We start from the raw sequence: 14,950 nt of genomic DNA on the forward strand, positions 1-14,950 counted from the left end.
CAGGAGCGAGGAGAGGCGGGGCGCGGATGCGTACCAGCGAGGAGATCTACCACCGGGTCCGCTGGGACCCCCGGTTCGATCCGGCGCGCTTCGTGATGGGCGTGGCGCAGCGCGGGAGGGAGCCGAAGCGGGTGCCGCTCCCCCGGTTCACGCCGGGCGGCGAGATCCCCTGGCACCGGGTGCTGTTCATCGAGGCGGACGGCGAGGTGGTGTGGGACCGGGCGGCGGGCGTGGACCGGGTCGACGCGACGGAGGCCGGTCGGGTGCGCGCCCCGCGCAGGCTGCCGTCCCCGTACTTCACCTCCCGGACGCCGCACGCGTACTCCGCGTCCCTGGAGGTCTGGACGCCGGCGGAGGGGGACGTGCCGCCGCACCCCGCGCCGGCCGGCCCTCCGCCCGCCGGTCCGCTGACGGTGCTGACCTGGAACACCCTCTGGGACCGCTACGACAGCGACCGCATCGACACCGCCCGCCGCCGGCCGCTGCTGCTGGACGCCCTGCGCGCGGCGGACGCGGACGTCATCGCCCTCCAGGAGGCCGAACCCGTCCTGCTCTCGCTGCTGCTGGCCGCGCCCTGGGTCCGTGAGCGCTACACGTTCTGGGCCGACCCGGACGGCCGGGACGTCGCCGACCACGGTCTGCTGCTGCTCAGCAGGGTCCCGGTGCGGGAGGCGGGTCTGCACGAGCTGGGCCCGCACAAGGCGGTCGCCGCCGTCGTGGTGGAGAGCGCGCAGGGTCCGGTGACGGTCGCGGCGACCCATCTGAGCAGCGACCACTCGCCGAACGGCGCGGACCGACGGGACGCCGAACTGACCGATCTGGCAACGGGGTTGGCGGCCGTCGAGGGCGAGGTGCTGCTGCTCGGCGACTTCAACGACGGCGGGAGCACTCCGCAGGAGCGGCTGGGGATGGCGGACGCCTGGAGCCTGGTGCGCGGCGCGTCGGACCGCACGCCGACCTTCGACCCGTCGGTCAACCCGCTGGCCGCCGTCTCCTCCCTGTCGGGCCGGGCGTCCCGGCTGGACCGCGTCCTGCTCCGCGCGGAACGGTGGCGCCCGGTGTCGGCGTCGCTGCTGGGCGACGCGCCGGCGCCGGACGGGCTGTACGTCTCGGACCACTTCGGCGTGCGGGTCGAGCTGGCGGCGGAGGCCGCGCGGGACGACGACGGCGCGACTTACTACGCGACCGCCGGGGCCGAAGAGCCTGCTGAGGCGTACGAGACCACCGAGGCCGAAGAGGCCGCTGAGGCGTACGAAGCCAACACGGCCGCCGAGGCCACCGCCGCCGACGCCGCTTCGGCGGCCGGGCTGGTCGGGCGGGTGGCGGCCGCCCTGCCGGAGGCCCGGGTCCACCTGGTGGGCTCGCGGCGGATGGGCTGCGCGCTGCCCGGCGCGGACGTGGACCTGGTCGCGGCGCTCCCGGGCGACGGGGACGCGGCGGGCGCGCGCGTACGGGAACGGCTGGCGGCCGCGCTGCCGGACGCCGTCGACGTGCGCGAGGTGACCGGCGCCCGGGTGCCCGGACTGCGCTTCGGCGCCGGCGGTCTGCGGGTGGACCTGGTGACCGTGCCGACCGGGGTCCTTCCCCCGGCCGAGGCCGCCGAGCGCCGCGCCGAACTGGGCGACCCGGCGGCCAGGGCGCTCAGCGCGGTGAGCGACGCGGACGCGGTGCTCGCGGCGGCGGACCCGCACCGGGCCGCGTTCACCGGGCTGGCCCGCGAGGTCAAGGCGTGGGCGCGGGCGCGCGGCCTGGACTCCGCCCCCTGCGGCGGACTGCCGGGCCTGGCCTGGTCCGTTCTCGCGGCCCGCACCGCGCGCGATGCGGGCGGCCTGCCGCCGCTCCCCCTGCTCCGGCACTTCTTCGCGACCTGGGCGACCTGGGACTGGGACCGCCCGGTGGGCCTCGGGGAGGCTCCGGCGAGCACGGCCGACACCGGCCGGCCGCTGACCGTGCTGACCCCGACCGCCCCCGTGCGTTCCTGCACCACGCAGGTCTCGGCGGCGGGCCGCGACCTGATCGCCGAGGAGCTGTTCAGCGCCTGGGAGATCCTGGAGCCCGTCCCCGACTCCGCCCCCGTCCCGCGCACCCGGCTCCGCGCCCGCCCGCCGTTGGGTGCACGTCACGCCGCCTGGGCGGTCGTCTCCGTACGGCGCGGCGAGGACGAGGGCCGCTTCCGGGGCCGCGTCCTGGCCCTGCTCGCCGCCCTCGCGGAGGCTGGCGCGCCGGACGCCCACGCCTGGCCGCGCCCGTACGCCGCCGACGCGTCCCATGTCCGGTACGCCGTCGGCCTGGGCCGCACCCCGCCCGACCCGGCCCGGCTGGCGGAGATCGCGGCGAGCTGCTGCGCGGCCTGCCCGATGCCTCGCTCTCCCGCGCGAGCGAGGCGGCTCCACGGTAGGCAACACCGAGCGAGGCGCCGCCTCAGCGGGCGATCAGCTCGCGGACCGCATCGCTGACCTCGGGCAGCTCGCCCGGGAGGGCCCACTGGTGGGCGTCGTGTTCGGTGAGGACGACCGGTTCGGGCTTCTGCACGGTGACGGCGAAGTTGAACTGGCGGGTGGTGCCGCCACGGCTGTTCCGGTAGTCGAAGTGCCCGATGTAGCACGTGACCTGATCGATGGTCAGCCCGGTTTCCTCGGCGCTCTCCCGGTGGAGGGCGTCCAGGATGGTCTCCCCGGTCTCGACCGTTCCGGAGGGGACCTCCCACATCCCGCCCAGGTAAAGTCGCCGGGATTGCGGCGCACGAGCAGGACCCGGCCGTCGTGGCTGATCACGGCGGCGGCGACGAAGCGGGTGATGCCGGCGGCTTCGGCATCGGCCGCCAGGCCGGCCACGAACTCGGGGGAGGTGACAGTCACAGCAGCTCCTTGTGGTGTTCGCTGATCTTGGCAGCCGCGCGGATGTACTGCTCGGCCACGTCCAGATCCTGCTCACGATGCCAGACCGGGAGCTTGACCGTGTGGGCATGGGCGCGCTCGGCGACGGGGAAGTCGCCCGCCTTGTACCGGCGGTGGGAGCGCGGGTGGCCGGGGAACAGCACGCTGGGCTGCTGGTACAGCGGCAGTTGGTTCATCGGGCAGGTGGAGCCGGGCCGGTCGAACTCGATGGCGCCCTCGGCGATGAGCGCCCGGTGGAACTTCTCGATCGGCAGGCCGCCGAGCTCGTCCGGCCGGTAGGTGAGCGTCAACCCGTACCAGGATGGAATCACCCCTTCCGGCATCTCGGTGACTTCGAGGCCGGGTATCCGGGCCAGCCGGCCGGTCAGGTAGCGGGCGATCTCCGCCCGCCCGGCGAGGTAGCTGTCCAGGCGGGCGAGCTGGTCGTGGGCGATGGCGGCGGCGAGAGGGTGGATGCGGAGCTTGAGGCCGGCCCCGGTGACCGCGTACCGCGCGAGCGGATGGCCTTTCGGGATCTCGGTCCTGGCGCGTTTGCTGTAGTGCGCGAGCATGATGAGGCGGTGGTAGGTGTCGTCGTCCGTGAGGACGAAGCCACCCTCGCCGCCGGACAGCGGCTTGGGGCCGTTGAGGGAGAAGGCCGAGGCGAGGCCGAAGGTACCGGCCTTCTGCCCGTTGACGCTGGCGCCGTGGGCGTGGGAGCCGTCCTCCAGTACGAGAAGGTCGTGGGCGTTCGCCACGGCGACGAGGCCGGGCATGTCTGCAGGCTTGCCCCACAGGTGGGTGACCATGACCGCGCGGGTGCGAGGAGTGATCAGCTCCTCGATCCCGTTCGGGTCGATGTTGCCGTCCGGGCCGGTCTCGCACAGCACCGGCACCGCGCGGAGGTGAAAGAGCGGGGAGGCGGTGGCGTGGAAGGTCCAGGCCGGGACGACGACCTCGTCGCCGGGCTCGATCCCCGCGGCCCAGTAGGTGGCGTGCAGGGCAGCGGTGCCGGAGCTGGTGGTGACCGCGTGCCGGACACCGAAGTACTCCTGCAGGCCGTCCTCCAGCTCGGCGACGATGCCCGAGCGGCCGGGGAGGGAGATCGACTCCTCCAGCTGGGCGGCGACCTTGGCGCGGGTGGTGTCGTCGACTGGCGGCCAGATGAAGTGGGGGCCGTCCGCGGTGACGGCGGGCCTGCCGCCAAGCAGGGCGAGGGCACTGGTCACAGCGTCTCCTTCGGGTCGATGTACCGCCCCGCCGCCTTGGACCGGTAGCAGGAGGCGATGAACGCGGCGTGAGCGAGGTGCTGGTCGGGACCGGAGGTGTTGGGCCTCTCCCCGTCCAGGACCCGGCAGAAGTAGTCGATCTGCGCGGTCGCGGCAGAGGCCGGGGCGTGAGGGCGGGTCAGCTCGTCCACAACCGTGCCGTGCAGGTCGAGCCGCTGGACCCGGCCCTTGGCCAGCAGCACCGAGCCGCGGGTACCGACCACGTGCAGGCGCTCGGTCTTCGGGGCGATCCACCTGGAAAGCAGTACCGAGCCGTACAGGCCGGTGTCGTAGTCGAGTTGGATGACGGCGGTGTCCTCCGTGTCGTATCCGTCGCCGGGGACGGCGGTAGTGGAGAACTCGGCGATGACCCGGCTGGGCAGGCCGAAATACCAGAGCAGCAGATCGATGAGGTGGTAGCCCATGTCGATGATGCAGCCGCCACCGGCCTGCCGGACGTCTCCGCGCCAGCCGACCCCGGGGTCGTCGGTGTGGAAGGTGTACTGGCCGTCGATCAGGAACGGGGTGCCGATCTGGTCCAGCAGTCCGGCGACGCTCGCGTGGACCGGGTTGAAGCGCCGCTGGAGGGTGACCATCAGCTCGACCCGCCCGGCCTGGCAGGCCTGGGCGAGTTCCCGGGCCTCCCGCACGCTGGTGGCGAACGGCTTCTCCTTGAGTACGTGGACGCCTCGGGCAGCGCATTCCTGGACGACCTCCCGGCCGGCGTGGTGCGGGACGGCGACGACCACGAAGTCCGGGGCCACGGCGTCCAGCAGCTCACCGGTGCGGGTGAATCCCGGGACCTGGAGCCTTTCTTGCTGCCGCCGCAGGGGGTCGGGGTTGCTGTCGCAGATGGCGACGAGCTCGGCCCTGCTGGACGCGAGCAGACCGGGCAGGTGGTCTTGGATCGCCTGGTGGCCGAGGCCGATGACCGCAGCGCGTCGTTTCATGCGCGGACTCCTTCCGCTTCGTGAAGGAACGTGTCGGTGCACGACGAGTAGAGCCCAACTCACGGTCGTCAAACAGGCGTTGTCTGTAGTCCCGAGGTTGTCCCGCCATCACTCGCAGTAGGCTCACGGTTACCATCGATGATGGGATTGACCCGTGGACGACCAGATCCGGCACCCCCTCGCGTACGCCCGCGCGCTTCGCGGCTGGTCCCAGACCGACCTCGCGGCCCGCATCCACCACGCCGCCAGGAACAGGCCCGAAGGGCTTCGCTCCGGCACGGACAAGGCCGCCGTCAGCAAGTGGGAGAACTGGCGCAAGACGCCCAGCATCGAATCCCAGCTCCTGATCGCCGAAGCCTTCGACGTCCCGATCGGTGACCTGGAAGCCTTCGAGTGGCCCTACTGGCTCCCAGGCCAGGAACAGCCGGTGCCGCTCGGATCGGCGTTCACCGTCCACGCACTCCGAGACGCACAGAGAGCCGCAATGGATCACCGCCGCCGCACCTTCATGACCTTCAGCGCGCTCGCCCTGGCCGGGCTGTCCACCCAGTGGGCCGCCCTCGAACCCGACCGGCTCACCACCGCCCTGAACGGCAGGTGTGTCGACGGCGAGCTGGTGGATTGGCTGGAGGACACCAGCGCCAAGCTGACCGCCCTGCCCACCGAACAGCGCCAGCACACCGCGAAGCTGATGGGCGCCCAGCTGGACACGGTCACCGATCTGATCGAGCAAGGTCATTACACCGAGTCCGTCGGCCACCGGCTTCACCTGCTGGCCGCCTCGCTGGCCAGCACCTGCGGTTGGCACCGCTTCGACCAGGGGCACCACTTCGCGGCGGGCAAGCTCTGGAATGCGGCCCTCACCAATGCGCACGCCGCCCGCGACCGCGACCTCGGCGCCAGCATCCTCTCCGACTTCGCCTACCAGTCCATCTGGCTCACCCATCCCGGCGCCGCCGTCGAACCGCTCAGCCAGGCCCTCATCCACACCCGGCACCCCACGGCACGGTCCCTGCTTCACCTCCGCCGGGCCCGCGCGCACGCCGCCCTCGGCGCCGCGTCCGACTGCCACCGGGACCTGGCCGCCGCCGAGGCCGCCCTGCTGACCGACAGCCCCGACGCGGCGCCGGCCTGGTGCCGGTGGATGAGCACGGCGGACCTGGCCGTCGACTCCGGCCAGTGCATGCTCGATCTCGGCCGCACCGACGAGGCCCACGCCCGCATCGGCGAGGGCATGAGCCTGCTGCCGCGCTCCCGGGACAAGACACGCGGCATCTTCCTGACGTATGAGGCCCGCAGCCTATTGCAGGCCTGCGAGGTCGAACATGCCCTCGCTGTTACGAACCAGTCGCTCGACCTCGCGACCCGGATCGGCGCCGAACGGTGCGTCACCCTGGTACGCGAGCTCGCTCCGGCGTTCAAGCCCTACCGCCAGGTCGATGGCGTCGCCGACCTCGTGGACCGCCTCAAAGCGAGCTAGGGGGTGTCTGATGAATGAGTGCGGGAGAAGGAGCGGGGTCCGGTGCGTGCGATCGCAAGGCGCCGCAGCGTCTGCGTGGCGGAGCCACGTGGGCGGTTCGGCAACGCCACGAGCGTGCGCACCGGACCCCGCGACGCCGCAGGTATTCGTCAGACAGCTCCTAAGGGCCGCCCGGCCGGCTCGGTCCGGTCCGGGGCCACGGTCATGGTCTGGTCCAGCCCGGACCATGGCCGTGCCCGCCGCTCAGGCGATCATGAAGCTCTTCACGGGCAGTGCGCGTTCGACGATCCGGACGTCGCCGAGCCAGCCGCGCATCAACTGGTCGAGCTCGCCCCCGTACTCGTAGGCGCCGAGCAGCCAGGGAAGGCCCGCGGTGGCGAGACCGGTGGCGCGGGTGGCCGGGTTCCGGGCGACGACGCAGCCGTCGATGTACATCGTCGTGCGCTTCGTGTCGTTGACCACGGCCACGTGCCACCACCGCTCCCGGGGCAGTTCATGACTCCAGTTGGTGACGCCCCCGGGCTGGTTCAGCGGCGCCGCCGCCCACTGGAGTCCGGGGCCGTCCGAGACGGAGAGGGTGGCGACGGGCTCCTCCAGGTCGCCGGAGGTCTTGCCCGCGGCCCCGAGCGTGCCCCGGCGGCCGAGCACGCCGCCCCAGGCGTTGCGTCCGGCGTTCCAGTCGGCGGGCAGGCGGAGGAAGGCTTCGATGGTGTAACCGGACCTGAAGGTCTTGGCGTTGAGCGGTGCGTCGTTCTCCGTACGCAGATACGCGCCCCGGAGCGGCGACTTCGAACCGTCGAAGTAGAGGCTGCCGTGGCCGGGCTGGTCGGGGTGGTGGCCGCTGGACCAGCGCAGCGCGTCGGGCGCGCTGCCGGGGACGGCCTCGCGCACCAGGTCGTTGCGGTGCCCCGACAGGTCGGTGACGCGCAGCGCGGCCGCGGCGGCGGAGCCGTCCGGGTGCGACGGGGAGTCGAAGCGCCAGTAGGCGACGGTGCCCGGTATCAGCATCCGTCCGGCCGGGCGGGGGCCGCGCGCGGGCACGGGCGCGAAGCCCGAGAACCGCTTCTCGAAGTCGATGGGAACGGCGAAACGGTCCTGCGGGCCGGTCAGTTCGACCTCGCCGCGCTCCAGTTCGTTGAGCTTCTCGCCCGCGCGGCCGAGGATCCACGGGGAGATCGTCTCCACGTCGATGGTGTTCCTGGCCAGGTCGAAACGGTAGAGGCGGATCATCGCGCTGCCGCCGTAGTACCGGTTCTGGTAGTTGGTGATGTGCAGATGGACGTCGTTGCCCGCCGCGTTCTCGCGGGTGGTACGCCCGGCGGGCCAGTAGTGCCCGTTGAGGGTGAGGAAGATCTGGTCGTTCCCGGCGATCAGTTCGTCCCACAGATGCCGTCCATGCTGGGAGAACTCGGCCTCGTCGCCGTCCGCGTCGGCGTACACCAGCTCGTGGGTGGTGAGGATGACCGGGGTGTGCGGATGCCGGGCGATGACCTCCTTCGCCCAGGCGAGGCCGGCCGCCGACGGCCGCCAGTCCAGCGCCAGCACCAGCCACTCGCGCCCGGCGGCACGGAACAGGTGGTACGTGTTGTACCCGTCCGCGGTCGACCCCCCGTACGTCGGCAGGCGCCGCATCCGCTGCGGGCCGAAGGCGTCCAGGTACGGGGTGCGGCCGCGCTGGTCGTCGGTGGACGACTTGATGTCGTGGTTGCCCGCGACGACGCTGTAGCCGACCCGCCGCCGGTCCAGCAGCTCGAACGCCTTGCCGATCGCGCCGAACTCGGCCGCCTGACCGCTCTCGGTGAGGTCGCCGAGGTGGGAGAGGAAGACGATGTTCTCGTCGCGCCCGTGGTCGAGGACGTAACGCAACGACGCCTCGACCGGCGCCCTGTCGATGCTCGCCCCGTCGAAGAGGTACTGGGTGTCCGGCATGACGACGAACGTGAACCTGGGGCTCTCGAAGTCGGGCCGCCAAGCGGCCGCGACGGTGCCGGAGCTCTCCGGGGACCGGGCGGCAGCGGGGCCGGCGGACACGAGCCCGGTGGCCGCGGCGGCGGCCCCGGTCAGCGCGGTGGTCCGCAGGAACGTACGCCGGCTGGAAGCGGGCAGGAGCGGACCGTCGGGCTGGTGGAGCGGGCTGCACATGGATGTCTCCGCGGGGGACGAGCGTCGGGGGATCGCCCGAAAGCTAACCGCGCGTGCCGGACGAACCGGACCTCACAGGCGTCACCCGGACGAAGACTCCATGAACTGCCCCTCCCCCTGCCGCGGGTCCCGGCGGCGGTGTCCAGCGCGCCCAGTCCAGGATCACGAGGGGGATCGTGGGTGAGGTCGGCCCACGGGAGATCGGCATGCCCGGCGCCACCACCCCGGATCCTCGGCGAGATCAGGCGTTTCCGGGGGGATGACGGCCTGGGCGATGCAGTCGATCAGCTCCGCCGCGAAGACGCGGACGCGGCCGCGCGCGCCGCCTCCAGCTCGGCCACCAGCCGCACGACCCGCCGATTCCGGGCCCGGCCAAAGCTGTGGCCCGACAGCATGTGCAGCTGGTCCGTTCCGCCGGACGCCAGCACCAGCTCCGGGACATCGGACGAGTAGACCGTGCTCGGCAGGACGGCCACCCGCACCTCCCGGATATCCGCCCACGCGTGGGAGCGCGCGTTGAGCAGCCCGGAGTACCGCAGCCCGTCCGGCCCGTAACGGACACCGAACACCGGCGCACGGAACGTCAGCACCACACCCGGCACACCCAGGACAACGACCGGGAGCAGACCGACTACCCCCCTCACTCCCATCGCCACCACGCCCATCGCCATCACGACGGCAAGCAGCAGGCACACACTCCCATCAGGAAGTACACGAGCGACCAGAGACCTCGCCTCTTCCGCATGTCCGCCCCCAGTTCCGCAGCGCGCGACGTCGTCCGAGGTCCGGGGCGCCGCCACCGTTCGTGGACAAGCATACGAATGGTGGCCGCGCCGCCAGGGGCACGAATACGTGCGGGATCAGCGCCTGGCGGCGTACGACACGAAGCCCGCCCACGCGTCCCCGCCAACAGCAAGCTGCGGCCCCGGCACGTTCTTGGAGTCGCGCACATGCACCGAGTCCGGTGCCGTCGCGACCTCGACACAGTCGCCTTCGTTGCCGTTGCTGCTGTAACTGCTCTTGAACCACTCCAGCCCGGAAGCACCCCCGGCAGAGGTCTTGCTCTTGCGGATCATGTCTCTCCCAACTGGGCTCCGATGACACTGACAACAGCGCGCTTCCGCCCAGGCATCAGCCCAGGACGGAGGCACGGACACGTGTGAGATCAGTGCCCGGCGGCGTACGACACGAAGCCCGCCCACGCGTCCTCACCGAAGGCAAGCTGCGGCCCCGGCACGTTCTTGGAGTCGCGGACGTGCACCGCACAGAACGCAGTGGCCACCTCGACGCAGGAGTCCCCTTCGCTGCTGCTGCTGTAACTGCTCTTGAACCACTCGAGCCCGGAAACGTCCCCGGCAGAGGTCTTGCGGATCATGTCTCTCCCAGCAGTTTTTCGATGAAGGTCAACGACTCCCGTGGCGATAGAGCCTGGGCCCGGATCATCCCATAGCGCAGCTCAAGGATCCTGAGCTGCTTCAGATCGGAGACCGGCCGTCCGGCAAAGGCACCGTCCGACCGCCCCACCGCAGTGCCGTCTTCGAACTTCAGCACTTCGACTCCGCCAGCCATTCCTGCGTGATCCTCGCGATTGGTCGGCATCACCTGAATCTCGACGTTCCGCAACTGCCCGACCTCCAGAAGCCGTTCAAGTTGTCGACGCAGCATCATTGTGCCCCCGATGGGGCGGCGCAGCGTCACTTCTTCCTGTACGAAGCTGAGCGCGGGGGCGGGTGACCTCTCGAAGACCGCTTGCCTGGCCATGCGTGCGGCCAGTACTCGCTCCACTTCGTCCTGCGAGTATGCGGGCCGCCTCATCTCGAACAGCGCCCGCGCGTACTCCGACGTCTGCAACAGGCCGTGGATGTTGTGGTTGCTGTACAACCCCATCTCAACTGCCCGCTTCTCCATCTTCGTCAAGTTCCGAATCTTCTTCGGGTACCGGACCTCCGCCACGTCCTGCTTCATCGCAGCGATCTTCCCGCCCGCCCCCAGGACCTCGTCCGACTTGTCCAGGAACTCCGGTCGGGGGATGCGCCGGCCGCCCTCCACCTTGTAGACGAGGCCCTCCCCGTACCCGATGGCGGTCCCGAACTCTTCGGCCCGCAGCCCCGCAGCCTCTCGCCATGCCTTGATCTGGCGGCCCACGGCGGTGACCACGGCCAGCCCCGAGTCGTCATCCGGATCGACGTCCCAGCCCGGCTCGTCCGCGCCGGTGTCCCCGCGTTCTGTACCGGCCTCATCCACGCTCATCCGTGCCCCACTTCCGACGCGCCTACCGTTCTCGGCCCAACCCCTGGTGCCCCCGGCACGTCACCCCGGACAGCCGGGACAACACCGGACAAGCCCTGGACAACCCTCCTACGAGTGGGGCTCGTTGGGCCACTCCACCGGGTCGCGGAAACCCACGACCCGGTAAGCCACGTCCCCCTCTGCCGCGTCCCCCTCTGCCACGACACATAAAACGTTGAAGTACTGAGGGAAAACACCCTCCCCACCCGAACCCGACCCCCCGTCCCACCCTGATCACTCGCGCGGGTGACACAGGGCAACTGAGCTGGATTTCATGTGGGTTCGCTGGCTTATGCTCGCCGCGACAACCCCAGACATGCGACGGCCCCCGACGAGACTGGCACTCTCGACCGGGGGCCTGACCACCGAGGAAGTAAAGGGCTTCCCGATGGATACCCAGCAGGTTACCGCGCCCCCGTGCGCCTCGTCCTTGGTACGCGAAGACGCAACGCCGTCATGAGGCGTCATCCACATCAACTTCCGGCATGCCGCGGGCTACACCGTCATCGGCAACCACCTCGCCCAGCACCGCGGCCTCTCCCTCACCGCGATCGGGCTCGCCACCCACATCCAGTCGCTCCCCGCCGGAGCCAGGATCGGCATCAAGCGCCTCGCCGAACGCTTCCCCGAGAGCGAGTTCCGCATCGCCGCCGCCCTGCGCGAACTCGAAGCCCACGGCTACCTCCACCGCAGCCGCGTACGCCTCGCCGACGGCCGCATCGTCACCCGCACCGTCTCCTACAACCAGCCAGGTGCCACCGCTCAACCCACCGCGGCCCCTCGCCCCCGGAACGCTCCCGGCAAGCCGGTCCCACAGCCCGCGCCCACACCCCCACCGGCGCCCACACCCACACCCCCACCCCCACCCCCACCCCACCGGCAGCCGCACCCCCGCCCGCGCCCGCAGCCGCACCCGAACCGCCCCCCCGTCCCAGCTCCCGCCCCGCCCCCGGCCCCGGCCCCCGCAACGCCCCCGCCGCCGCCCGCGCCGCAGCCGGAACCCACTCCCGCCGCGCGCACCACACCACCTCCGCCGCCGCTCCCCCAGCCGCAGGAGTTCACGCCCGAGCTTCAGCGCGCGGCCACCGCGCTCCTCGCCGACCTCCGCCGCCACGCACCCGGGCTCGCGCTCTCCGAAAGGGATATCGCCGCCCTTGCCCCCGGCGTCGCCACCTGGCTCGAACGCGACACCCACCCCGACACCATCCGCCACGCCCTCACCACCGACCTCCCCAGCCCCCTGAAGCATCCGGCCGGGCTCCTCCGCCACCGGATCACCACGCTCCTGCCACCCCCGCTCCCCGGTGCAGCGGACCTCGCCCCGGCCCGCCACGGGGTCCTCGCCATCCCGCTCCAGAACTGCGACACCTGCGACCGCGCCTTCCGCGCCGCCGACCCCGGTCGCTGCCGCGACTGCCGCGAACGCCACGCCGAACAGGAAGCCCCCCACAGAGCCGCCTGACGACCAGCGGCCGCCCCCAACGCAACACAACGCGACGCGACGACAAGCGTGGCGCGGACCAGGCAACCCGCCCCCGTCGATCTCCGTCTATCCCTCCGCAACAGCGGCTCGCGCTCTCCCCGCGCGGTCTGCGCGCGAATCGGTACGCAGCACAGGGTCGCCCCGCCGCCCGCTGCGAGGGAACGGACGGAGCACGGTGTGACGGATCGACCCTCGTCGCGGGCGCCCCGTACGGGAATCCCCCGCCGCGCCCTGCTGGCGGCGACGGCCGCGGCGACCGGGGCGGCGGCCCTCGGGGCGTGCTCGGCCCCCGCGTCGCCCCGCCGCCGCGATCCCGCGCCGGACCCGCTGCCCGGGCGGCCGATCAGCGCCTCGCGACCGGCGCTGATGATGCAGCTCCTCGCCCACCCGGACGACGACCTGTACTTCATGAACCCCGACACCCGGCAGGCGTTCCACGACGGGACGCCCCTGGTGTGCGTCTATCTGACCGGGGGCGAGGCCAACGGCGTCAACCGGATGCCCGGCCGGCCCGGCCCGGCCCCCGACAAGGCCGCGTACTCCTCCGCCCGGCACCAGGGGCTCCGCCAGGCGTACGCGACGCTCCTCGGGCTCGACCGGTTCACGAAGTGGCAGGAGTCCGTCGTCGAACTGCCGGGCGGTCACCGGGCGGAGCTCAACCTGCTCGCGCACCGGGGCCGCAGGGTCGAGCTGATCTACCTCAACACCGCCATGCACACCACATACGGACGGCTCGGACTGCCGAGTCTCTGGCAGGACCGGCGTCTGGTGCTGCCCACGGTCGTCGCCGACGGCTCCCCGCTGCGGCAGGCCGGTTCGTACACGTACGACGGGCTGATCGACGTCCTGGTGGGGCTGTTCGACCGGTACCGGCCGACCGCCGTGCACACGCTGGACCCGGACCCCGACATCCAGCACAGCAGCGAGGCCCAGCGCCGCCGGGACAGCGAGCAGCAGGGCTACTCCGACCACCCCGACCACACCGCGGCCGCGCTGTTCACCTGGACGGCGCTGATCCGCTGGGTGGCGCGGGCCACCCGGGACGGCGGCACGGTCCCCGGCTTCGCCACCACCGCCTACCGGGCCTACTACAACCGGCACTGGCCCAAGAACCTGCCGCCCGCCGTGCTGGCGGAGAAGGCCGCCCTGCTGGTGCCGTACGGCGGCTCGGCCGACTGGGACTGCGGCAACCCGGCCGGCTGCGGCGACTACGGCGTGGGCGGCGACCGGCCGCTGACCAACCGGAAGGGCTGGGTGCGCTCCACCCACTACCGCTACCCGGGCCCCCGCCCGGTGCTCGGCGCCGGGCCGGACGGCCGGCTCGTCGCGTACGGGGTGCTGGGGCTGCGGGCGGTCCGCTGGCGCGAGAGCGCACCGGGCAGCGGGGTGTGGGAGGCGCCGGACGACCTCGGCGGCGGCCCGCTGGCCCCGGTGCTCGGCGGCACGGCCCTGCCGGACGGGCGGCAGCTGCTGTTCGGGCTGCGGTTCGCCGCGATCGGCGGGCACGGCGCGGACAACGCGCGCGAGATCGCCGTACTCGAACAGCGCTCCCCCGGCGGCGGCTTCCGCGCCTGGGAGGGGCTGGGCAATCCGGAGCGCGGGCAGGACGACGGCCGCCGGATCGGCGTCCCGGTCGCGGCCACCGCTCCTGACGGGCGGGTCCACCTCTTCGTACGGAACGCGGAGAAGGGTCTCAGCACCCGGATACGGGAGGCCGACGGCAGCTGGGGCGACTGGCGGGACATGGGCGGCGGCGAGGTCCAGGACGGCCTGAGCACCGTCGTGGACGGCGAGGGGCGGGTCCATGTCCTCGCGGCGGGCCGTTTCGCGGTCCACCACTGGACGCAGGACGCCCCCGGCGACCCGGTCACCGCGCGCACCCAGATCGGCGGGGTACCGGTCCCGGGCGACGGCCCGGCCGCGCTGGCATCCCCGGACGGGACCCTCGACCTCTTCTACCGCGCGGCGGCGAAGGCCGCGCTGACCACCGTGCGGACCGGCGAGACGCCGGACGGGAACGTCCTCGACGGCCGGACCCCGGCCACCGGCGACTACACCGGCCTCGACGGCCGGGGCAGGGTCCTCGACGACCGCCCCGGCTTCACCGGCTACGGCCCCGTCGCCGCGGCCGGCCCGACGCACTCCCCCGTGCTGCTCGGCCGCACCGAGAAGGGCCTGGTCCAGGTGCGCACGCCCCGCGGCCTCTCCGTACGGCGGCACGGCCCGGTACCGCTCGACGCCCCGGCCCTGCGCCTGACCCAGGACGGCCGCCCGGTGGTCGCGGCCCTGGGCGTCGACGCCCACCCCTGGCTCTGGCGCCCCTGACCGCTCACCGAACGGCTGCCGTCGTGCCGTGCGCTCGTCCTGACCGTGCTCGACCGCCCGGGTCATCTGCGCGCGGCCCGGGAGGCGGGCGCGGCCGGCTCGCTGCCTGCGAGCGCTCCCCGAACGCCGAGCCATCG

12 protein-coding genes are annotated in these 14,950 nt (G+C 72.5%); 3 read left to right on the top strand and 9 right to left on the bottom strand.

Annotated features, from left to right (window positions below; translation table 11 throughout):
• The first annotated feature begins 26 nt into the window (after nucleotides 1-26).
• Nucleotides 27-2,456, top strand: a complete 2,430-nt coding sequence (locus WA762_RS08670; RefSeq protein ID WP_335934492.1) for a poly(A) polymerase — start codon at nucleotides 27-29, stop codon at nucleotides 2,454-2,456.
• On the opposite strand, the gene WA762_RS08675 is transcribed toward WA762_RS08670, so the two are convergent.
• The 3 genes from WA762_RS08675 to WA762_RS08685 form a co-directional block, all read right to left on the bottom strand.
• A complete protein-coding gene (locus WA762_RS08675; protein ID WP_335934494.1) occupies nucleotides 2,422-2,709 on the bottom strand; it encodes an NUDIX hydrolase in 288 nt (95 codons plus the stop codon). The genes WA762_RS08670 and WA762_RS08675 overlap by 35 nt on opposite strands.
• Nucleotides 2,710-2,854: 145 nt before the next feature.
• Nucleotides 2,855-4,105 (bottom strand): DegT/DnrJ/EryC1/StrS family aminotransferase, encoded by a 1,251-nt coding sequence (locus tag WA762_RS08680; RefSeq protein ID WP_335934495.1) that lies wholly within the window; start codon nucleotides 4,103-4,105, stop codon nucleotides 2,855-2,857.
• Complete coding sequence (locus WA762_RS08685) at nucleotides 4,102-5,094, bottom strand: Gfo/Idh/MocA family protein (RefSeq protein ID WP_335934496.1); 993 nt, start codon at nucleotides 5,092-5,094, stop codon at nucleotides 4,102-4,104. Before WA762_RS08685 ends, WA762_RS08680 begins: the two co-directional genes overlap by 4 nt.
• 154 nt (nucleotides 5,095-5,248) lie before the next feature.
• Between WA762_RS08685 and WA762_RS08690 the strand changes: the two genes are divergently transcribed.
• A complete protein-coding gene (locus WA762_RS08690) occupies nucleotides 5,249-6,574 on the top strand; it encodes a helix-turn-helix transcriptional regulator (protein ID WP_335934497.1) in 1,326 nt (441 codons plus the stop codon).
• A gap of 243 nt (nucleotides 6,575-6,817) precedes the next feature.
• Here the strand turns inward: WA762_RS08690 and WA762_RS08695 are convergent, their stop codons facing one another.
• From WA762_RS08695 to WA762_RS35650, 6 genes are all read right to left on the bottom strand, one after another.
• Nucleotides 6,818-8,716 (bottom strand): LamG-like jellyroll fold domain-containing protein, encoded by a 1,899-nt coding sequence (locus WA762_RS08695; RefSeq protein WP_335934498.1) that lies wholly within the window; start codon nucleotides 8,714-8,716, stop codon nucleotides 6,818-6,820.
• Nucleotides 8,717-9,000: 284 nt separating this feature from the next.
• Nucleotides 9,001-9,411, bottom strand: a complete 411-nt coding sequence (locus tag WA762_RS08700) for a hypothetical protein (protein WP_335934499.1) — start codon at nucleotides 9,409-9,411, stop codon at nucleotides 9,001-9,003.
• A 165-nt stretch (nucleotides 9,412-9,576) separates the two neighbouring features.
• Nucleotides 9,577-9,792: a DUF397 domain-containing protein gene (locus tag WA762_RS08705; protein ID WP_335934500.1), complete on the bottom strand. Its 216-nt coding sequence runs from the start codon at nucleotides 9,790-9,792 to the stop codon at nucleotides 9,577-9,579.
• A gap of 89 nt (nucleotides 9,793-9,881) precedes the next feature.
• On the bottom strand, nucleotides 9,882-10,091 hold the full coding sequence (locus WA762_RS08710) for a DUF397 domain-containing protein (RefSeq protein ID WP_335934501.1): 210 nt from the start codon (nucleotides 10,089-10,091) through the stop codon (nucleotides 9,882-9,884).
• Entirely contained in the window at nucleotides 10,088-10,966 is an 879-nt protein-coding gene (locus WA762_RS08715) for a helix-turn-helix domain-containing protein (protein ID WP_335934502.1), read from the bottom strand. The genes WA762_RS08710 and WA762_RS08715 overlap by 4 nt, the downstream gene beginning before the upstream one ends.
• Before the next feature lie 493 nt (nucleotides 10,967-11,459).
• Entirely contained in the window at nucleotides 11,460-11,681 is a 222-nt protein-coding gene (locus tag WA762_RS35650) for a hypothetical protein (RefSeq protein WP_443080545.1), read from the bottom strand.
• A 984-nt stretch (nucleotides 11,682-12,665) separates the two neighbouring features.
• Between WA762_RS35650 and WA762_RS08725 the strand changes: the two genes are divergently transcribed.
• Nucleotides 12,666-14,813: a PIG-L family deacetylase gene (locus tag WA762_RS08725; protein ID WP_472911607.1), complete on the top strand. Its 2,148-nt coding sequence runs from the start codon at nucleotides 12,666-12,668 to the stop codon at nucleotides 14,811-14,813.
• Nucleotides 14,814-14,950: the final 137 nt, after the last annotated feature.

The organism is Streptomyces tyrfis, from assembly GCF_037034285.1.
Taxonomy (GTDB): domain Bacteria; phylum Actinomycetota; class Actinomycetes; order Streptomycetales; family Streptomycetaceae; genus Streptomyces.